The following is a 20,546-nucleotide window of genomic DNA, read 5'->3' on the forward strand; positions in this document are numbered from 1 at the left end:
ATGGATATTCAAAAGTATATGCAGGAGGTGGGGGAGCGTGCGCGCAGTGCCTCACGCGCCATGGCCAGAGCTGAAACAACATCAAAAAATATGGCGTTGGAGGCAACGGCTGATCTTCTGGAGCACTCTATGGAGCAGCTGCTGGGGGAAAACCGGAAGGATATGGATGCTGGTCGGGAAAGAGGGCTGGATGAGGCTCTACTGGACAGGCTTGAACTGAATGAAGAGCGTGTACATGGTATGGCAGAGGGGTTGCGCCAGATTGCGACACTGCCAGACCCTGTTGGTGAGATTACAGACCTTAACTATCGTCCTTCCGGAATTCAGGTTGGCAAAATGCGTGTACCACTTGGGGTGATCGGGATCATTTATGAGTCCCGTCCCAATGTAACTGCAGATGCAGCAGCCCTCTGCCTGAAGTCAGGTAATGCAGCTATTTTGCGGGGTGGATCTGAGGCGTTTCACTCCAATCAGGCAATTGCTGCTCTTATTCATCAAGGGCTATCTGAGGCAGGTCTGCCAGCAGATGCGGTACAGGTTGTTGAGACAGCAGATCGCGAGGCGGTTGGTGAGCTGATCACCATGAGCAGCTATGTTGATGTCATCATTCCTAGAGGAGGCAAGGGGTTAATAGAGAGAATCAGTGAGGATGCAAGAATTCCAGTGATTAAACATCTTCATGGGATCTGTCATGTTTACATTGATGGTGATGCAGATCAGTCGAAAGCGATTGATATTGCATTCAATGCCAAAACCCACCGTTATGGTGTATGCAACGCAATGGAGACACTGCTGGTAGCGAAGGATGTTGCTTCTCAGTGTCTGCCGCCATTGGCGAAACGTTATCAGGATAAGGGGGTTGAGTTACGTGGTTGTGAGGCTACCCAAAAGATTTTGCCTGGCATTGTTGCAGCAACTGATGAGGATTGGGATGAAGAGTACCTGGCTCCGGTTCTCTCCATTCGTGTAGTTTCTGGGTTGAACGGAGCGATGGATCATATTCATCAGCACAGCTCTGGCCATACTGAGTCTATAGTGACTGAGAGTTACAGTCGTGCGCGGCGCTTTATGGCAGAGGTGGATTCAAGCTCGGTCATGGTCAATGCGTCAACCCGTTTTGCAGATGGCTTTGAGTATGGTCTGGGTGCAGAGATTGGCATCAGTACGGACAAGATTCATGTGCGTGGTCCAGTTGGACTTGAGGGCCTTACCTCGCAGAAATTTATTGTGCTGGGGGATGGACATATTCGTAAATAACCACCAAAGATGAAGCCAATAGGTATTTTCGGTGGAACCTTCGACCCCGTCCATTTTGGACATCTTCGTCCTGCACTGGAGGTGTGTGAGGGGCTGGATATGGATCAGGTACGTTTTGTTCCCAGCAGATTTCCGGTACATCGTGGTCAACCAATAGCTCCGCTGAATGATCGTATTAGATGGCTACAGATAGCCATTAATGAGTTCCCACAATTTGAGGTTGATCTGCGTGAGGTAGAGAGGGATGAGCCATCATGGATGGTGGTCACCCTTGAATCAATGGCCAGAGAGTTTCCGGATAGACCACTATGCCTGATTATGGGAATGGATGCATTTTCAAAAATTGGTGGTTGGCACCGTTGGAAAGAGCTATTTCAATACGCACACATTGTGGTAACCCACAGGCCTGGATTTGAATATCCTGAAGGTGAAGAGTTTGATGCACTATTAAACGAGCGTGAGGCTGGGCAGATAGAAGAGCTGCACTGTCTGGCGGCAGATGGTGGAGGGAAAGTTATCTTTTTTCCTGTAACTCCTCTGGAGATATCATCAACCGGGATTAGAGAGATTGTAAGGGATGGAGGTGATTCTGGTTTGATGGTGCCTGAAGCAATAAGAGATGAAATAAACAGCTGTTATAGAAAAAATTGAATAGAGGACTAGAGTAGAAATGTTAATTGATGATCTGGAGCAGCTTGCAATTAATGCACTGGAAGAGCTAAAAGGAAACGATATATCAGTTATGGATATATCCGAGATGACAGATGTAACCAATCGGCTGATTATTGCCAGTGGAACCTCCAATAGACACGTCCGTTCTCTGGCGGAGAATGTGGTGGTAGAGGCAAAGAGAGCAGGGGTTCTTCCTCTTGGTAGAGAGGGAGAGGGTTCAGGCGAGTGGGTATTGATTGATCTGGGCGATATTGTGGTGCATGTAATGCTCCCTGAAACCAGAGACTATTATAATCTGGAGAAATTCTGGACAGACTTCAAGCGGGAGGAGGGGTGAAAATCACCCTGATTGCTGTTGGGCGCAAGATGCCAGGATGGGTTGAGGAGGGGTTTTCAGAGTATGCTCGCCGCATGCCAAGAGAGTGCAGTTTAAGTTTGGTGGAAGTTGAGGCAGAAAAGCGAGGGCGTAGTAGCTCTCCAGCAAGGTGGATGGAGAGCGAGGGCAAGAGAATTATCTCGGCACTTCCCAAGGGAGATATGGTTGTTGCACTGGATGTAAAGGGGGTCTCATGGTCAACAGAGAAGCTCTCATCAAGTTTGGGCAAGTGGATGCAGAGTGGTGTTGGGGTATCTCTTCTGGTTGGTGGCCCAGATGGCCTTTCACAAGATTGTCTGCAGCGGGCACAGCAGCAATGGTCACTCTCCAAACTTACACTTCCTCATCCGTTAGTCAGGGTTGTGGTTGCGGAGCAGCTGTACAGAGCGTGGACAATTTTGAATAATCACCCTTATCATCGTTCATAAAACTGATTATTCATAAAACAAAATCAGGGAGGATGATTTGGTCACAAAATGACTTAATCAAAGCTTCCTTGGGTTAAAATCTAGCCTAACTATGTCTATCTCAAGAGTGAGCAATTTGTGAGTACAGAAATCCTTATTAATGTAACGCCACGAGAGACTCGTTCTGCAATGGTTGAGAATGGGGTTCTGCAGGAGATCTATATTGAGCGCAGAGACCACCTGAGTATCGTTGGCAACATATACAAGGGCAAGGTGAGCCGGGTATTGCCGGGCATGCAGGCTGCTTTTGTGGATGTTGGGCTGGAACGGGCAGCTTTTTTACATGCATCTGATATCCGCCCCAAAGAGGTGAGCGAGGAGATTGAGTGTGATCATGAGCCTGATCAGATTACTGATCTGATATCAGATGGTCAGGAGCTTATGGTGCAGGTGGTCAAGGATCCATTGGGTACCAAGGGTGCTCGCCTAACCATGCAGATATCTATTCCATCCCGTTATCTTGTATTTCTACCGGCAGTTCAGTGTGTGGGAGTATCACAGAGAATTGAGGAGGAGGGGGAGAGAGAGCGTCTACGGGCGATGATTCAAAAAGCGGTGATTGCTGGTGGTTATGGAGGTTTTATTGTTCGTACGGCAGGGGAGGGTGTTCCCGAGGATGATCTGCTACATGAGGCCAAGTTGCTGTACAAGATATGGGAGTCTGTCCAGGAGATAAACAGAACCGCCAAGGCGCGTACGCTCATCCATAGCGACCTGCCACTGGAGCAGAGAATCATTCGTGACCAGTTAAAGGATACGATAGAGCATGTCAGAATTGATTCTAGACAGGCTTTTGAGAGATGCACGAAATTTGCGGCACAGTTTAATCCGGAGTTGGCATCCCGGGTTGAGTACTACCCCGGAGAGTGTCCAATTTTTGATCTCTATTCTGTCGAGGACGAGATCCAGAAGGCGCTGCAGCGTAAAGTGCCACTAAAGTCCGGGGGGTACCTGATCATTGATCAGACCGAGGCGATGACCACAATTGATGTCAACACTGGCTCATTTGTAGGGCACCATAATCTGGAAGAGACAATTTTCAAAACCAACCTTGAGGCAACGCAGACCATTGCGCGTCAGCTGAGGTTGAGAAACCTTGGGGGGATTATTATTCTTGATCTGATTGATATGGAGGATGAGCAGCATCGGCAGCAAGTTATGCGCTCACTTCAGAAGTATCTTGATCTGGACCATGCAAAAACTCACATCAGCCAGGTCTCTTCACTGGGACTGGTTGAGATGACCCGCAAGCGAACACGTGAGAGTCTGGAGCATGTGCTCTGTGAAGATTGTCCAACCTGTGGAGGCAGGGGGCACATCAAGACAGCAGAGACGGTCTGTTATGAGATCTTCCGTGAGATTATCAGGGAGTCTCGTCAATATGATGACTCCAAAGAATTTCTGGTGCTTGCAGCACAGGAGATTACAGATCTGTTGTTTGATGAGGAGTCGGCAAGTCTGGCAGAGCTTGAGGAGTTTATCGGCAAGCCGGTTCGTCTTCAGGTGGAGACCTACTATACACCGGAACAATTTGATGTGGTTCCAGTCTGATTGCCCGATCTGGTGACAAAGTTGATGCAATTTATTCGCAGCCTCTGGGGGACATTCTGGATTCTTGCAGCTACAGTTTTGGTTACAGCAGCACTGCTGACGGTGTTGATGCGCACGGTGTTACCAGGTACCGGTCTCTTTCATGATGATCTGGAGTCATGGATTGAGGCAGAGATTGGGGTCCCGCTATCTATAGAGGATATATCACTTTCTCTGGATGGTCGCATGCTGGATATTTCTGTCCACCACGTTATTTTGTTTGATCCGGAATCGGGAAAACCACAAATATCCTTTAAGAGTGGAGGGATCAGGGTTGATCTGCTCTCCTCATTTGGATTTGGTGAGGTTGTGACCTCAGTGTTATCAATTGAACGTCCAAAACTGTCAGTTGTTCACCATGAGGATGGCAGTCTGACTGTTGATGGGTTTGGTGGTGATGGTGACGGAGAGGTTGAGAACCTCTCTTCATCATCTATTGGTTGGTTGTTAAGTCAGCCATCGGTAGTAGTTGAGGATGCAGAGATCCTGATTACAGAAAAACGTTTTGTAAATATGCAGTGGCATCTTTCTGATGTTGATCTTGCACTCGTAAGTTCAGGTTATCGTCATCAGGCAACAGGCAGTGTGATATTTGGGGAACAGCCATCAAGTCCAGTCAAGCTTGATCTGGAGTGGTTTGGAGATCTGTTCACTCCGCAAGGATGGGATGGTCAGATGCATCTTCAGGGAGACAGTATCGAGCTTGCCGGTTTGATTGGGAGTAAGGAAACCCCGTGGCTCTCATTGGTACAAGGTAGTTCAGATATTGAGTGGTGGGGTGAGTGGCTTTCCGGGCGCCTAGAGAAGGGACGTGCAACTTTTGACAGAGATGATGCCTTTATAGAGTCACCAGGTCTTGCGGGTGGTGAGTTCTTCTGGAAAAAACAGCAAGACCAGGAGTGGCGACTACAGATGGATAGTCTGGTGTGGGGAGGGGAAGAGGATAGTAAGCGCAAAAATCACCCTGCCTCAGCACTGATTGAGCGAAAAATAGATGAGTCTGGCAATGATGTCTTGATGGGGGCGATTGACCGAGTTCATCTGGTCTCTTCACCAACGCTCTCTGGTCTCTATGCAACATTTACAAGTGGTGAATATGGGGTGCTGGCATCTGGTGATCTGCAACAGATTAAATTCAGATCATATCCAGATAGTGCTGGATTGATGAGCGGTATTGAGGCGCAGATGGATCTTGCCCAGATCTCCATTCATGGATTGAAGAGTGTTGATGGATATTCTGTTTCCGGAATAAATGGTCAGCTACAGGTGAATGGGCAAGAGGGGATATTTTCTCCTGCGCCAGGGAGTGTGTTATTGGAGCTGGATGGTATTTATACGGATCCAGTTAAGCTGGATCTGCATCAGAGCAAGATTGCATGGCAGCAGCTCAAGGAGGGCGTGCTGCTTTCATCGAAATCATTACAAGCATCTTTTGGTGCACTGCGTGCCAATGGTAGAGCAGAGATTTTGATGCCGGCAGGGGGAGGGTCTCCAATACTTGATCTTCAGGCTCGGGTTAAGGCGGATCGGGTGTCTGATTTAATGGCTCAGTTACCAGAGCAGAAAATGAGCCCACGCCTGGTGAGGTGGCTGAAGAACGGGTTGTTATCAGGTGAGCTCAAAGAGGGTACATTTCTTCTTAAAGGAGCGCTGGATAGTTTTCCCTATGCGCAGGGTGGTGGTCAATTCAGGACAGAGCTACAGATTCATGACCTTGACCTCAACTACACTGATGGGTGGCCCATCGTAACCAACGGTAAGGCTCTATTGAGCTTTGATAGTGAGTCTCTACAGGTGAAGATAGATGGTGGCAAGATTGATGGTCTTCCTCTGAACAGGCTCACATTAGAGACCAAAAAGTTGGGTAAAAGCCCTCTGAAAATTTATGGACAGATTGTAAGTGATAGTAAGAAACTGATCCATGCACTTGGCAGTACTCCATTAAAAAGGAAATCTAAACGTATAACCTCTATTGCCTCTCTGGAGGGAGATGCGATCCTTAACCTTAAGATTGAGGTGCCAATAGGTGTCAATGTTCCAGTACAGGCAAATGGGTTTGTGGAACTCCATAATAATAGGTTAGTGGCCGAGGGGATGAATATTAGCGTTAATGAACTTCATGGGAATATTGAATTTGATAATGATGGAGTATCCATTGAGCATGCCAAAGGAGAGTTCCTGGAATCCCCGCTGCTGATTACTGCGTTTAGCTCTGGTGATGATAGACAGAGTGAGTTGGTTATTAATGTGGAGGGAGAGTTACAAAAGAGGAGTGTGGAGCAGTGGTTGAACGAGGGGTGGGAAATCAATATATCTCCATTTGTTGGTGATGAAGGTGACAGCCCAACCTCAATGGTTCACTGGGGTGGACGTATTAAAATCGGGATATATGAAAATAGTAGTGGCATTGATGATAAAACGGTAGGTATTGATCTGCACTCAGATCTTAAAAATATAGCCCTGAGTCTGCCGACACCACTTGCTAAAAGTCTGAATGAGAGTTGGCCTACTACACTCTCTCTGAAATTTGACAATGGAGATCTACAGAACCTGGATCTATTGAGCCCTGACCATGCCAAGGTACAGTTTGAATACATTAAAGAGAGTGATGAGTGGAGTGGAGTGGTTCTGCTTGGTGATCTAGAGAGTGGTGATGTAATAGGTGATGGTGAACGTGGTCTATATGTTCAAGGCAGGGTCAATCAGTTAAATCTGGGAGAGTGGATCAAGCTGCAGAAAGAGATAATGGGTGGTGAAAGAGATGAGTTTGACCATTCCAGATTTAATCTACAGAGAGTGGCGATTGATGCCGTTGAGGCCGATCTGTTTGGCCTGCGTCTTGATAATCTTGCAATGATGGCTAATCCCCACCAGGACGGGTATTGGGGTGTTGGCCTAAGTAGCGATCAACTGCAGGGAAAGGCCAAAGTGCCGGTTAGTGAGGAAGATCCGATGATCGTTATCATGGATCGTATATGGTTGGGAACAGAGGATGGGGTAGAAGATAAAGAGAGAGACGGTGAGTATCTGAATGTAGATACTGATCTTGATCTTTCATTGGTTCCTGTCATGAGTGTAGTAAGCCAGGACACCAGGATTAACGGTATAGATTTAGGAGAGCTGAACCTGCAGACCAGAAGCACAGATAATGGCATATTTTTTGATGATGTAACTCTTGATTCAGAGGTTATGAAGGTTTCTGCACAGGGGGGGTGGCTGCAACGGTCAGGGTCATCACTGTCCAGATTCAATATTCACATAACGGGCGATCAGCTTGGAGAGATGCTTACCCTGTTTGGATATCAGGGTGATATAGATAAGGGGCAGACATCGGTCCAGATCAAGGCTGAGTGGCCAGGAAATCCGGCAGATTTATCTCTTGGTAAGATGGATGGGAATCTGGATATTTCAGTTGGAAAAGGTCATCTCAGGGATGTAGATAACAGTGTCGGCAGAGTGTTTGGGTTGCTGGGCATCCATACCTTGACTCGTCGCCTGTCACTGGATTTTTCTGATATTACAGATAAGGGAATGCCATTTGATATCATCGAAGGATCCTTTGAGCTTAAGAATGGCCACGCACATACACGACCTGAGATGAAGATTGATGGCCCTACATCAACTATAAGGATTGCTGGCAGAACAGGTATTGTGGCCCAGGATTATGACCAGATTGTATCGGTAAGCCCAAAGGTATCAGAGACGCTACCGGCAACAGGAGCACTGGTTGGCGGACCTGCGGGGGCAGCAGTTGGCGGGGTTGTGTTGCTTTATCAGAAGTTATTCAAGAAAGAGGGACTTATAACAACACGCTACACCCTGACAGGAAGTTGGGACGATCCAAAACTTGAACCTATAAAAAAGAAAAAAGCCATTCCTCCAGTGAGTGAGCCGTTTTTTCCATGACTGAAAATGGAGTTTCAGAGATGAATAGAGTGCAGTTAGCCACGGACCTGCTGCTTGATCCGGGCGAGATATCGCAAGACGTGATCGATAATACACTACACCATATTATGGGAAGAGAGATGGATTATGCTGATCTCTATTTCCAGCAGAGCCACCATGAATTCTGGTCGCTTGAGGATGGTGTGGTACGTGATGGAAGTTATGATATTGATTCTGGTGTCGGGGTTAGGGCAATCCATGGAGAGAAAACCGGGTTTGCCTATTCTGACGAGATTAGTGCCAAGGCTCTGATGCAGGCTGCTGAATCTGCACGAATCATTTCCAGAAGTGGCAGTAGTGGGAAAACAAAAGTAGCTGGTATTTCTGTAGGTGGTAAGGAGAGACAATCTCTTTATCTTCCAGTTAACCCACTGTTGTCAGTGACTGCAGCAGAGAAGGTTGAGTTGCTTCAGCACCTTGATAGATGGGCACGTATGGCAGATCCACGGGTCATCCAGGTTATGGCTAGTGTAGCCAGTAGCTACGATGTGATTATGGTTGCAGGTAGTGATGGCACCTTTGCTGCAGATGTGCGTCCACTGGTGCGACTTAATGTGTCTGTGATTGTGGAACAGGATGGGCGCAGGGAAAATGGCTCTTCCGGGTTTGGGGGGCGTTCTGATTTCTCACTATTGATGAATTCTGATGACGCAAAACATAGTGCCAGGGAGGCTGTAAGGCAGGCACTGGTAAGCCTTGAGGCAGAGGATGCACCAGCTGGAGCAATGGAGGTAGTGTTGGGAAATGGATGGCCAGGGGTATTGTTGCACGAGGCGGTTGGCCATGGCCTGGAGGGGGACTTTAATCGCAAGGGGACATCGACATTTTCCGGCAGATTGGGCGAGCAGGTTGCCAGCCCGCTATGTACTGTAGTGGATAATGGAACTATGGAGGGGAGGCGAGGATCTCTCAATATTGATGATGAAGGGACAGATACAGAGAATAATGTACTGATTGAGAATGGGGTTCTTAAAGGGTATATGCAGGATAAGACCAACGGCCGTTTAATGGGAGTATCCTCGACAGGAAATGGACGCAGAGAGTCATATGCCCATCTGCCGATGCCTAGAATGACAAACACCTATATGCTGCCAGGCGAACAAGATCCACAGGAGATTATTGAATCGGTGAAGCATGGGATCTATGCGGTCAACTTTGGTGGAGGTCAGGTTGATATAACCTCAGGAAAATTTGTATTTTCTGCCAATGAGGCATATCTGATTGAGAATGGTGTTGTAAAGCACCCACTTCGTGGAGTAACCCTGATAGGGAATGGACCAGAGGTGATGTCAAGGATAACCATGGTGGGTAGTGATCTGGAGCTGGACCGTGGAGTGGGGGTTTGTGGTAAAGATGGCCAGAGTGTTCCTGTGGGGGTTGGTCAACCCACCCTGAAAATCAGCGAACTGACTGTTGGGGGTACTGAGGTATGATCGGCACCGAGCAGATGGAACTTGAGGATATGACTCAGCAGATCCTGGATGAGGCAAAACATCAGGGGGCAACGGCTGCTGAGGCAGGAAGCAGTATTGAGAATGGATATTCAACCAGTGTAAGAATGGGTGAGGTGGAGACCATTGAGCACCACAAGGATCGTGGCATGGTGGTTACGGTCTATTTTGGTAATAGAAAAGGGACTGCAAGCACCAGTGATTTCTCTGTTGATGCTGTACGCGCAGCAGTACGTGCTGCATGTGATATAGCACGTCATACGCAGGAAGATGAATATGCCGGGTTGGCAGATCCAGCGCGGTTGGCGACAGAGCTCCCGGATCTTGAGTTGGAGCATGGCTGGGATGTAGGGGTAGAGGAGAGTATTGATGTGGCCAGAGCCTGTGAATCTGCAGCGCTGGAGAGTGACGATCGTATCAAAAATTCAGAGGGTGGAGCTGTAAGTAGTCACCATTCAATCAGGGTATACGGTAATAGCAATGGCTTTCTTGCTGGATATGGTGGCACTCGTCACGGCATAAGTTGTTCGGTAGTGGCAACAGACCAATCCGGGATGCAGAGAGATTACTGGTCAAGTTCGGCACGTGATCCGCGACAGTTGGAAAGTGCAGAAGAGGTTGGTAAAAAATCGGCAAAGCGTGCAGTGGATCGGCTTGGTGGCATGAAAGTGGCAACAGGAGAAGCTCCGGTTCTATTTGCAGCACCTGTGGCCGGGAGCCTACTGGGCCATCTACTCTCCGCTATCAGAGGAGGAAACATATATCGAAAGGCATCTTTTTTATTGGACCGGCTTGGGGAGAGGATATTTCCAGATTTTATAACGATCTATGAGAGGCCTCATCTGCATGGAGGATCAGCAAGTTCCGCTTTTGATAGTGAAGGGGTTAAGACAGAAGAGAATAGTTTTGTAACTGATGGAGTTCTCTCCAGCTATGTTCTTGATAGTTATGCTGCCAGAAGATTGGGTATGGAGACTACCGGGAATGGTGGAGGGGTGCGCAATCTAAGAGTAACTCACGGTGATGTAGGTCTGGACGGCATGCTGAGCAAAATGGATAGAGGACTGTTGGTGACCGAGATGATGGGACATGGGGTAAATGCCATTACCGGAGACTACTCCAGGGGAGCTTCCGGTTTTTGGGTTGAGGGCGGTGAGATTGTTCACCCTGTAGACGAGATTACAATTGCCGGAAATTTACGGAATATGTTCAGTCAGATTGTTGCAGTAGGAGATGATGTTGATCCGAGAGGCAATATTCAGACAGGATCTATTCTTTTGGAAAATATGAGTATTGCAGGAGAGTGAGACACCTTGCTCAAACCAGAAATAGTGTTGCCAGCCCCAGGAATGAGAGAAAACCTACGACATCGGTTACAGTAGTCAACACTACGTATCCTGCAAGTGCGGGGTCAATTCCAACTTTCTTCTGTATAACAGGGATAACCACCCCGGAAAGCGCAGCAATAATCAGATTGATGATCATTGCTACGGCTATGATCCACCCCAGTTGAATATCATCAAACCAGATCCATGCAACTACACCGACTACGACAGCCCATAGTGCTCCATTGAGTACTCCAACGGCAGATTCCTTGGCAATCAGCCAGCGTGTATTGGAATCATTGATCTGATTCAGGGCGATACCACGAATAACCAGAGTCAGAGTTTGGCCTCCTGCAATGCCTCCCATGCTTGCAACAACCGGCATTAATACTGCGAGTGCAATTACCTGTTGCAGAGTATCCTCAAAAAGACCTATAACCCAGGCGGCAAGAAACGCAGTTGCCAGATTTAGGCCAAGCCACAATGTGCGTCGTCGTACACTTGCTCCAACAGGGGCAAACATATCCTCTTCTTCATCAAGACCAGCCCGTCCTAGCAGCGAGTGGTCAGCTTCATCTCGCATTACATCTACCACATCATCAATGGTGATACGACCTAGCAGTTTCCCCCGTTTATCCAGAACAGGTGCAGATATCAGATCATGGCTCTCAAATAGATTCATAACCTCGGTATCAGCCATCTCTGCAGAGATAACATCGCACTCCTTTATCATGACATCTTCAACGCTGGAGTCAGGATCCATCGTTAGCAGGGTGGCGATAGGGAGTAGCCCTAAAAAGAGATCATCACGATCAACTACCATGAGGTTATCAGTACCCTCAGGTATTGTTCCACGCATACGAAGATAGCGCAGAACAACATCCAGATCGATGTCAGGACGAACCTCAATGGCATCGGTATTCATCAATCCGCCAGCACTATCCTCTGGATAGGAGAGAACCTCTTCGATTTGCTGACGGTTTTGCTGATCCATTGACTGCAGAACCTGTTGAGTCTGGCTATATGACATATCCTGAAGCAGGTCTGCCATATCATCAGTATCAATTTGGGATGCGGCTGCAGCCAGCTCATCGTTATCCATCCCCTCAAGGAGAGCTGAACGAACCTCATCATTAAGGTGAGGGAGAATTTCTGCCCGTTGATCAGGAGTCAGGAGTTCCCATAGTTGTGGTCGCTCTCTGGGAGGAATGGATTCAATCAGATGTGCACTATCTGCTGCATGGAGATCCCCAAGAAGCGTCTCTACAGGCGTTAGATCATTATATTCGATGGCTTGGGTAACAGATGAGACCCACTGTGCTCTCTTTTCCTGTTCTGGGGTGTCTGCCATAACTGTTCCTGCGGTCTCTGTTATTCGTGGTCTGGGTTAGAGCTATTTAGTTGTTCGAACAGGCGGCGTACTTCATTGTGGAATGGGGATTTCAGTATCTGTTCGGCTTGAGGCTCTACAATATCCAGCCGTGTGTTAAGCACCACCTGTTTAACCTCTGAGAGTGCAGATGGGTTCATGCTGAACTCTCTTAACCCCATTCCCAACAGCAGGCGTGTATAACGGTCATCCCCAGCCATCTCTCCACACATGGATACAGGGATACCGTATTTGTTGCCCTCCTGAATAACACGGTGAATAAGTCTTAGTATCGATGGATGGAGCGGATCAAACAGGTAATTTACCTGGTCATCGGTACGGTCAATAGCCAGAGTATATTGAATAAGATCATTGGTGCCTATGGATAGAAAATCCATTTTTTGGGCAAATCCATCAGCTGACAGTGCGGCACCAGGTGTTTCAATCATGGCTCCGATCTTTATTGCGTCATCAAAATCAACTTTTTCACTCCGGAGATTCTTTTTCTCTTGAGTAATATGGTTCTGAACTTGAGTGATCTCTTGCATGCTGCTCACCATTGGAAGCATCATCCGAATATTTCCATGAGCAGAAGCCCGCAAGATGGCGCGTATCTGAGGTATTAACAGGTCAAGATTCTTCAAGGATAGGCGAATTGCTCTTAATCCCAGGGCAGGGTTGTCAGCACCTTCCATATCGGCAATGGCTGGAATTGGTTTGTCGGTTCCAATATCCAGGGTACGTATGGTTAGTAGTGCTCCATCTATTTTCTCAATTACAGCTTTGTAGTTCTCGTACTGCTCTTCCTCTGTTGGCAGATCATCTCTGTTAAGAAATAGAAATTCAGTGCGGTAGAGACCAATATCGTTACACCCAACCTGATGCATTGCAGTTATATCGTCTTGCAATTCAACATTAGCCTGCAGAGAGACGGGGGTGTTGTCTCTGGTAACAGCGGCCTGAGAACGTAGCTTTGCCAGTGCGTCCTGTCGCAGTTTGTGGTTATTTTGCAAGTTTTGGTAGTAGTCAATTGTCTTCTCATCCGAGTCGATAAGAATCATCCCACTATCACCATTAATTATTAGTGGTTCACCATCACGAAGATAGCGATGGACATTCCCCGCCCCCATTACAGCAGGTATATGGAGGCTTCTGGCAAGGATGGCGCTGTGGGAATTGGGTGCACCATGTTCAGTAATAATGCCAGCAACATTCTGATGATGAAATTGGAGGATATCGGCAGCAGTCAGGTTATCGGCAACGATAATTCGTGCTGTACTCTCCTCTTCCGGCTCCATCAACTCCTGAGTATCAGTCTCTTGTTGTAACAGGAGTTTCATGATGCGGTTTATTACATGGTCAATATCATCTTTTCTAGTGCGAAGATATGGGTCATCCATCTCCTCAAAAACCTGTACCAGAGTGTCACGCTGCTGTTTTAGTGCCCACTCCGCATTACACTGCTGGTGTCGAATCATTTTGGTTGGTGCACGGCTAATAGCACTATCTTCCAGCATCAACAGGTGTGCATCAATAAAATCTGTAACCTCTCCAGAGACACCTACCGGTACCGATGATCTAAGCTCAATCAACTGCTCACGCGCAGTCTCCAGCGCACTGGTATAGCGATCAATTTCAGAGTCAATCAGATAGTCCGGAACAGTATATTCGGCAATATCAGGTTGGCCGTGCTCCATAAGGTAGGCCTGCCCAAGAGCAATTCCCTTGGCCACACCAATTCCATGAAGCATGATACTCATTGTTGTTTTTCCGCAGAACCTAAGTCAGTAAGATGTTGAACGACCTGGGTTTAAGTTAATATTAACGATGGCTTCCCAACTTCTCTTTGTGCTTAATAACCTGACGATCAAGCTTGTCTATCAATCCATCGACGGCGGCATACATGTCCCCATCAACACAGTCGGCAAAGATCTCTGCGCCGCTAACGTGTAGAGTAGCCTCAGCTTTCTGACGTAATTTCTCAACACTAAGGACGACATGAACATTGGTTACATTGTCAAAATGGCGCTCCAGTTTATCCATCTTTCCAGTAACGTACTCATTCATTGATGGTGTGACTTCAACATGGTGTCCAGTAATATTTAGCTGCATAGTGCTTTCCTTAATCTTGTTGTAATAATCGTTTACGTTCATTCGATGGGGGAATCGAAAGAATGTCCCTATATTTTGCCACGGTTCGTCGGGCAACTTTTATCCCTTTTTCAGCCAATAAGATAGTAATACGGTTGTCACTTATGGGCTTTGAGGAGTCCTCATTATCCACGATTTGGCGAATTATCGCACGTACTGCAGTTGCTGAGGTTCCATCTCCATCTGCTGTATTCAGTTGGCTTGAAAAGAAGTATTTTAGCTCAAAGAGACCTTGAGGGGTCTGTGCATATTTATTGGTGGTAACTCGCGAGATAGTAGATTCATGCATCTCAATGGCATCTGCTATGGTGCGCAGGGTAAGTGCCCGCATCTTTTCTGCACCAGATTCAAGAAACTCTGACTGAACCTGGAAAATATGAGAGGCTACCTTGAATAGCGTCTCATTTCTGTTCTGCAGACTTTTTAGAAACCAGCGCGCCTCTTGGATATTTTTGCTTATGTACTCTTTGTCGCTACCATTACGTGATTTCCCTTTAATAGATTGGTAGAAGGGGCTAATTCTAAGTTTCGGGCTGGTTTCTGGAGTCAACTCAATTGACCATTGGTCACCATCTTTTTGTACTATCAAATCTGGAATGACATATTCTGTGGATGTAGACTCAATCTTGTCTCCTGGATGAGGATTCAGGTTTCGAATCAGGACTAATGCCTTTAGCAGGGTCTCATTATTGGTTGATAGTTTTTTACACAGCAGTTCACGGTTCTGTTCAGCAATCAGGTTGAAATAGTTTGTAATCCAGTTGATCGCCACATTCTGTGCAGGATCCTTCTTCTCTAATTGGTGAAGTTGTATAAGTAGACATTCACGCAGATCACTTGCTCCAACACCGGGAGGATCAAAATATTGTATCTGATGTAACTGGGTTGTCAGCTCTTCCATCTCAACAGGAGGATCAAGTTGAATTGTATTTATTAATTCATAAAGAGGGGTTTCAAGATATCCGTCTGGGTTGATGGCATCAATTAATGCAATAGAGATACCGTGGTCACGTTCCGATAGGGGGATGGTGTTCAGTTGCCATATCAGATGGTCATGTAGAGAGTCTGTTGAAGAGTGACTGTCCTGGGGTTCTAAATTATCCACCGGCGAGCTATTGCCAAGCATGGATGGAATATCATAGGTGTCTTCCCAGCTGCTGTCGGTTTCCAGCTCATCAGGCAGGGAGCTCTCCTTGTCGTTGGCCACAGTTTGTTCGTCATGTTCGCCTTCCTGTTCATGTTGAGGTTCGTTGTCCTCATCCTCTTCCAGTAGCGGATTATTTTCCAGTATCTCTTGAACCTCTTGCTGTAACTCAACAGCAGAGAGCTGCAGCATACGTATTGCCTGCTGTAGTTGAGGGGTCATTTTAAGTGTCTGACCAAGACGTAGATTAAATGATTGATTCAGCATATGCGGGCTGTAGTTACATCTGAAATTGATGCCCCAGGTAGACTTGCCGAACCTGATCATGCTCAAGAATATGGTCAGGGTTGCCCTCGGCAATTACTGTTCCTTCATTGATGATATATGCGCGATTGCATACCGACAGAGTCTCTCTGACATTGTGGTCGGTAATTATTACCCCTATTCCACGTTCCGCCAGATGCTTGACTACTTTCTGAATATCAATGACAGATATAGGGTCTACTCCAGCAAAAGGCTCATCCAACAGGATAAAGCTGGGATTTGCAGCCAGGGCGCGAGCAATCTCCACTCTTCTGCGCTCACCACCAGAAAGGCTAATCCCTTTTGTCTCTCTGATATGGGTCAGATGAAACTCCTCCAGCAGCTCATCCATCTCAACCCTCATCTCATCATCACTGAGATCTTCCCTGTATTGAAGAATCGCAAGCAGATTGTCTTCAACAGATAGTTTTCTGAAAACAGAGGGCTCTTGGGGCAGGTATCCAACCCCCATGCGTGCCCGTTGGTGCATGGGATATTTTGTGAGGTTGGTGCCGTTTAGGAAAATAGTTCCATTGTTGGCCTTGACCAAGCCTACAATCATATAGAAGGCTGTTGTTTTGCCGGCCCCATTGGGTCCTAGTAGTCCAACAATCTCCCCGCCTTTAACATTAATGGAGACATCCTTAACAACCTTCTTTTTTCCAAAACGTTTTTCCAGGTGTTTTGCAGAGAGTACAGGTATATCAGTTGTGACTTCCTGAGCGGTCATGGGGCGTCTGGTTGACGGTAGTCAGAGATAACATGGTCACAGGTCCCCGGAGCGCTATCCGGACGAAAGATGGATTGAACCCGTGCTTTTGCACGCATCACATCTTTTTCGATATCGTAAATTATGCGCATTCCCTTCTGTTCACTACCCTTCTGGCAGAATATGGCATCCCCCAGAAGACGGATCTCATCAGGATCAACCTGATAGACAATACGTTTGGCAGTACCCTTTACCGGCTTCTCTCCGGGGTTTGGCGTCTGTTGAAAATATGCGCGTTTCTCTCCATCCCCATAAATCAGGGCCTTGGATACTTTTTTGTCAGGAAAAAACACCTCTACACGATCCGCATCAATCTGTAGAGATCCCTGGATCATCCGTACATCATTGGTGTAGATGGCATAACCCTCCTTTTCTCTTAGTTCTGCAGACTCTGAATTAATCTCAAGCGGCTGATCTTTGTCTGTTGGCAGGGCAAACAGAGTAGATGAGAGCAGTGTGGCTATGGTAAAAAATATCTTGCGATGCATGGTTTGTACCTCTCTTATTTGTAGTGCCCGGATGAGCTTTTCAACAGGTGGATCTCACCGGTATCAAGATGTAGCTCTGCTCCGGTGGATGTGGTTGTAGTGCGATCTGTGGTGAAGGTTATCAATTTATCGGTTTTCATGGAATTGCTATCCAGAAACAGTTCGGCCTCCTCGGTCTCCATTCTGGAGAAGCGAGGACTCTTTGGGAATTTCTGGTTGGCAATTACATTTCCTCTCATAGTGACTCTATCCTCCTCTTCCCACAGTGTGCCTTCATCAGCACTTAGATTCCATGGTGGATCTTCAGCACTGTAGGTGGTTGCGCGAGGCTTAATTAGCTCTTCCCGATTATCCTCAGGGTAGTGGTCAACACGATCAGCGCTGAATGTGCTGGCTGTGTCTCCGGAAAGATTCATCTGTTTTCGATTCAGCTTAACAACAAAGTAGTCTGTCTGTTGTGCGGTTTTTTGTTGAGATGGTGGCGGGTCAGGGATCAGATACCATGTTGTTGCGACAGCAAGTATAAGGATAATGGTGAGAATATTTCTGCTGGACATGATCTGTTTTGGTGGGCCAGTCTAGTTGGATGTACCCGCAACCTGCCCTTCAATCATGGGCTGTAGTGATCCCTGAGCCTCCATAATTAGTTCACATGCATCACGTGCGGCACCGTGTCCCCCTTGTTGCCGGGTAACCCAGTGGGAACGGGAGCAGACCTCGGGGTGAGCGTCTGCAACTGCAATTGCCAGTCCCACTCGAGACATGACTGGCAGATCGATAATGTCGTCTCCTACGTAGGCAATGGCATCATGCTCAAGACTCATCTCATCTGCAATACCCAAAAATGCAGGTACCTTGTCGGACTGGCCTTGATAGAAGTGACGAATACCAAGATTTTTCATCCGGTGTGCCACTACATTTGATGAGCGTGCAGTAATGACTGCAACCTCTACACCGCTACGCATAAGCATCTTCATCCCAAGTCCGTCTCTGGAGTGGAATGCCTTGTACTCCTGGCCGTCATCTCCAAAGAAGAGGCGGCCATCAGTTAGTACGCCATCAACATCAAAAATAACCAGCTTGATTTTTTCTGCCCTGGCTCTGAGTTCGCTGCTTATTTCAATTGTCATGACTCTTATACAGCCTTTGCGTGGAGCAGATCAAGCATGTTGAGTGCACCAATGATCTTTTTTCGGTCATCAACCACAAAGAGTCCATTGATATTTTTTTGATCCATAATGCTGAGAACTTCCTCAACCAGGAGATCCTCTTGCACGGTCGTGCAGTTGCTGCTCATTACATCATCAACCGGAGTTATCTGAAGATCAATCTGTTGATCCATGGTACGGCGCAGGTCTCCATCTGTATAGATTCCAACTATCTCTCCTTGTGGATTAACCACGGCGGTCATCCCCAGCCCTTTTGATGTCATCTCCAGTAGCGCATCACGTACTATGGCGCCCGTTTGTACTGATGGCATACGTTCCCCTTTGTGCATGATGTCACCAACACGAAGCAGCAGTCGTCTTCCAAGTGCCCCTGCAGGATGAGATCTGGCAAAATCCTCTTCGGTAAAACCGCGATGTTCCAGCAGAGCAACAGCCAAAGCGTCTCCCATAACCAGGGTTGCAGTTGTGCTTGAGGTTGGTGCGAGTCCAAGTGGGCAAGCCTCCTTTTCAACGCTGACATCAAGATGAATATCTGCCGCATCTGCCAGAGTAGAGTTTGGGTTTCCGGTCAAGGCAATCATGGGGACCCCCAGCCGCTTGATGACCGGCAGCAGCATTAAAACCTCACTGGTCTCTCCAGAATTGGATAGTGCAACTATCACATCACTCTCCGTGACCATGCCAAGATCACCATGGCTGGCCTCGCCAGGGTGGACAAAAAAGGCAGGGGTACCGGTGCTGGCAAGTGTGGCAGCAATCTTGCTTCCAATATGGCCTGATTTTCCCATCCCTATTACAACGACGCGCCCAGCGCAATTCAGTATGGCATTACAGGCAGACTCAAAGGTGTGATCGATACGATCAAGTAGTGCTTCGATGGCCCGAGCCTCTTCCCGGATAACTGCCTTTCCAAGAGCTGAAAGTTTGGTTGTGTCATTCATTTTTTAATTAAGAGATCTCTCGGTTTTTGTTATTAAAGTGAATTTTTAAAAGCGCCCTAAAGTGTCTGATAGTACAGTAGTCCCAGATAGCTAAAGAAGCAAGCAAGAAGGATGGTCCCCTCTATGCGTCCTATGGTCTTGAGTGTAGACTGCTGGATGTCGGCCACTTGGCCATTGCTTCCAAATAGACGCACCATAATAAACAGCATTAGAGTGAGTGCGGCCATCACCATGAAATCCCGTGAGAGAACAGACGGCTCAATGATGCTTGGAGCAATTAGTCCGGGAAGAGCCAGAACGCCAAGGATATTGAACATATTGGATCCGATGATGTTACCAATGGCCATATCATGCTCCCTTTTCAAGGCAGCTGTTATGGAGGCGGCAAGTTCAGGCAGACTGGTTCCAATTGCAATAATGGTTAATCCAATAATCAGCTCACTAATCCCAAATGCCTGTGCTATCTCCACTGCAGCCCAGACAATCAGACGAGAACTCAGGAGCAGGGCAATAAGGCCTGCAACGGTCCAGAACAGAGCGCGTTTGATAGGCAGTTGAGGAATTTCTTCGCCAACCTCCGTGCCCAGGGTGTCACTGGAAGAGCTCTCTTTGCTGGTCTGGATCAGCCACGCCATTAGTAAAATCAGAGAGAAGAGAAGGATTGCTCCATCCATACGGTCCAGCGAATAGTCGAGCAATATCAACCCACAACCTATAGTCACCGCAATAAGGATAGGGAATTCTCTGCGTAGAATTTCGGAGCGGACAGTAATTGGGAGGATCATTGCAGTTGCACCAAGTACCAGGGCAATATTGGCAATATTGGATCCAATGGCATTGCCAATGCCAATGCTTGGGCTTCCCTCCATGGCCGCAAGTGAAGAGACCATCATCTCTGGCGCGCTGGTACCAAAACCCATAATTACAAGACCAATAATCAGGGGAGAGATGTTCATGTGTTGGGCAGTTGCAGCGGCACCCATTACAAAACGGTCAGCACTCCAAACCAGTATGGCTATTCCGGCTACTATGGCAATCAAGTTCTCGATCATAGGGGCATAGTATAAATAGTTGGCTGGTCTCAAGCTCCAAGTGCAACAGTTGATGGATTCTGATGCTCGGTCACGAT

Annotated in this window: 18 protein-coding genes; 8 read left to right on the plus strand and 10 right to left on the minus strand. The window is 47.3% G+C overall.

Going from position 1 to position 20,546, the window contains the following annotated elements:
* From H8D24_01810 to pmbA, 8 genes are all read left to right on the plus strand, one after another.
* Complete coding sequence (locus H8D24_01810; protein ID MBC8519133.1) at positions 1–1,257, plus strand: glutamate-5-semialdehyde dehydrogenase; 1,257 nt, start codon at positions 1–3, stop codon at positions 1,255–1,257.
* Between the two features lie 9 nt (positions 1,258–1,266).
* Positions 1,267–1,908 (plus strand): nicotinate-nucleotide adenylyltransferase, encoded by a 642-nt coding sequence (gene nadD / locus H8D24_01815; GenBank protein ID MBC8519134.1) that lies wholly within the window; start codon positions 1,267–1,269, stop codon positions 1,906–1,908.
* Between the two features lie 19 nt (positions 1,909–1,927).
* A complete protein-coding gene (gene rsfS / locus H8D24_01820; protein MBC8519135.1) occupies positions 1,928–2,266 on the plus strand; it encodes a ribosome silencing factor in 339 nt (112 codons plus the stop codon).
* Positions 2,263–2,733 carry a 23S rRNA (pseudouridine(1915)-N(3))-methyltransferase RlmH gene (gene rlmH, locus H8D24_01825; protein MBC8519136.1) on the plus strand — a complete coding sequence of 157 codons (471 nt, stop codon included), beginning with the start codon at positions 2,263–2,265 and terminating at the stop codon, positions 2,731–2,733. The genes rsfS and rlmH overlap by 4 nt, the downstream gene beginning before the upstream one ends.
* 117 nt (positions 2,734–2,850) lie before the next feature.
* Positions 2,851–4,323, plus strand: coding sequence for a ribonuclease G (gene rng / locus H8D24_01830; protein MBC8519137.1), 1,473 nt, complete (start codon positions 2,851–2,853; stop codon positions 4,321–4,323).
* 24 nt (positions 4,324–4,347) lie between these two features.
* A complete protein-coding gene (locus tag H8D24_01835) occupies positions 4,348–8,268 on the plus strand; it encodes a TIGR02099 family protein (protein ID MBC8519138.1) in 3,921 nt (1,306 codons plus the stop codon).
* A gap of 20 nt (positions 8,269–8,288) precedes the next feature.
* Positions 8,289–9,740 carry a metalloprotease TldD gene (tldD, locus tag H8D24_01840; GenBank protein ID MBC8519139.1) on the plus strand — a complete coding sequence of 484 codons (1,452 nt, stop codon included), beginning with the start codon at positions 8,289–8,291 and terminating at the stop codon, positions 9,738–9,740.
* On the plus strand, positions 9,737–11,065 hold the full coding sequence (pmbA, locus tag H8D24_01845) for a metalloprotease PmbA (protein ID MBC8519140.1): 1,329 nt from the start codon (positions 9,737–9,739) through the stop codon (positions 11,063–11,065). Before tldD ends, pmbA begins: the two co-directional genes overlap by 4 nt.
* Positions 11,066–11,075: 10 nt before the next feature.
* On the opposite strand, the gene mgtE is transcribed toward pmbA, so the two are convergent.
* From mgtE to H8D24_01895, 10 genes are all read right to left on the minus strand, one after another.
* A complete protein-coding gene (gene mgtE / locus H8D24_01850) occupies positions 11,076–12,434 on the minus strand; it encodes a magnesium transporter (protein MBC8519141.1) in 1,359 nt (452 codons plus the stop codon).
* 20 nt (positions 12,435–12,454) lie between these two features.
* Positions 12,455–14,212: a phosphoenolpyruvate--protein phosphotransferase gene (gene ptsP / locus H8D24_01855; protein ID MBC8519142.1), complete on the minus strand. Its 1,758-nt coding sequence runs from the start codon at positions 14,210–14,212 to the stop codon at positions 12,455–12,457.
* A gap of 61 nt (positions 14,213–14,273) precedes the next feature.
* Positions 14,274–14,564: a ribosome hibernation promoting factor gene (hpf, locus tag H8D24_01860; GenBank protein ID MBC8519143.1), complete on the minus strand. Its 291-nt coding sequence runs from the start codon at positions 14,562–14,564 to the stop codon at positions 14,274–14,276.
* A 10-nt stretch (positions 14,565–14,574) separates the two neighbouring features.
* Positions 14,575–16,011, minus strand: a complete 1,437-nt coding sequence (locus tag H8D24_01865; protein MBC8519144.1) for an RNA polymerase factor sigma-54 — start codon at positions 16,009–16,011, stop codon at positions 14,575–14,577.
* Positions 16,012–16,027: 16 nt separating this feature from the next.
* Positions 16,028–16,753, minus strand: coding sequence for an LPS export ABC transporter ATP-binding protein (lptB, locus tag H8D24_01870; protein MBC8519145.1), 726 nt, complete (start codon positions 16,751–16,753; stop codon positions 16,028–16,030).
* 23 nt (positions 16,754–16,776) lie between these two features.
* The gene (gene lptA, locus H8D24_01875; protein ID MBC8519146.1) at positions 16,777–17,307 is read right to left on the minus strand and encodes a lipopolysaccharide transport periplasmic protein LptA; all 531 of its coding nucleotides are present in this window, start codon (positions 17,305–17,307) and stop codon (positions 16,777–16,779) included.
* A gap of 14 nt (positions 17,308–17,321) precedes the next feature.
* Positions 17,322–17,864: an LPS export ABC transporter periplasmic protein LptC gene (gene lptC, locus H8D24_01880; GenBank protein ID MBC8519147.1), complete on the minus strand. Its 543-nt coding sequence runs from the start codon at positions 17,862–17,864 to the stop codon at positions 17,322–17,324.
* A 21-nt stretch (positions 17,865–17,885) separates the two neighbouring features.
* Entirely contained in the window at positions 17,886–18,437 is a 552-nt protein-coding gene (gene kdsC, locus H8D24_01885) for a 3-deoxy-manno-octulosonate-8-phosphatase KdsC (protein ID MBC8519148.1), read from the minus strand.
* Between the two features lie 5 nt (positions 18,438–18,442).
* Positions 18,443–19,417, minus strand: a complete 975-nt coding sequence (locus H8D24_01890; GenBank protein ID MBC8519149.1) for a KpsF/GutQ family sugar-phosphate isomerase — start codon at positions 19,415–19,417, stop codon at positions 18,443–18,445.
* Between the two features lie 56 nt (positions 19,418–19,473).
* Entirely contained in the window at positions 19,474–20,469 is a 996-nt protein-coding gene (locus H8D24_01895) for a calcium/sodium antiporter (GenBank protein ID MBC8519150.1), read from the minus strand.
* Between the last annotated feature and the right edge of the window lie 77 nt (positions 20,470–20,546).

The organism is Candidatus Thiopontia autotrophica (assembly GCA_014384675.1).
Lineage (GTDB): Bacteria > Pseudomonadota > Gammaproteobacteria.

What these genes read in the sequence shown, in the direction of transcription:
- H8D24_01810 (MBC8519133.1), top strand. Translation starts at nt 1, where the DNA reads ATGGATATTCAAAAGTATATGCAGGAGGTGGGGGAGCGTGCGCGCAGT.
- nadD (MBC8519134.1), top strand. Translation starts at nt 1,267, where the DNA reads ATGAAGCCAATAGGTATTTTCGGTGGAACCTTCGACCCCGTCCATTTT.
- rsfS (MBC8519135.1), top strand. Translation starts at nt 1,928, where the DNA reads ATGTTAATTGATGATCTGGAGCAGCTTGCAATTAATGCACTGGAAGAG.
- H8D24_01835 (MBC8519138.1), top strand. Translation starts at nt 4,348, where the DNA reads ATGCAATTTATTCGCAGCCTCTGGGGGACATTCTGGATTCTTGCAGCT.
- tldD (MBC8519139.1), top strand. Translation starts at nt 8,289, where the DNA reads ATGAATAGAGTGCAGTTAGCCACGGACCTGCTGCTTGATCCGGGCGAG.
- pmbA (MBC8519140.1), top strand. Translation starts at nt 9,737, where the DNA reads ATGATCGGCACCGAGCAGATGGAACTTGAGGATATGACTCAGCAGATC.
- mgtE (MBC8519141.1), bottom strand. Translation starts at nt 12,434, where the DNA reads ATGGCAGACACCCCAGAACAGGAAAAGAGAGCACAGTGGGTCTCATCT.
- ptsP (MBC8519142.1), bottom strand. Translation starts at nt 14,212, where the DNA reads ATGAGTATCATGCTTCATGGAATTGGTGTGGCCAAGGGAATTGCTCTT.
- hpf (MBC8519143.1), bottom strand. Translation starts at nt 14,564, where the DNA reads ATGCAGCTAAATATTACTGGACACCATGTTGAAGTCACACCATCAATG.
- lptA (MBC8519146.1), bottom strand. Translation starts at nt 17,307, where the DNA reads ATGCATCGCAAGATATTTTTTACCATAGCCACACTGCTCTCATCTACT.
- lptC (MBC8519147.1), bottom strand. Translation starts at nt 17,864, where the DNA reads ATGTCCAGCAGAAATATTCTCACCATTATCCTTATACTTGCTGTCGCA.
- kdsC (MBC8519148.1), bottom strand. Translation starts at nt 18,437, where the DNA reads ATGACAATTGAAATAAGCAGCGAACTCAGAGCCAGGGCAGAAAAAATC.
- H8D24_01890 (MBC8519149.1), bottom strand. Translation starts at nt 19,417, where the DNA reads ATGAATGACACAACCAAACTTTCAGCTCTTGGAAAGGCAGTTATCCGG.
- H8D24_01895 (MBC8519150.1), bottom strand. Translation starts at nt 20,469, where the DNA reads ATGATCGAGAACTTGATTGCCATAGTAGCCGGAATAGCCATACTGGTT.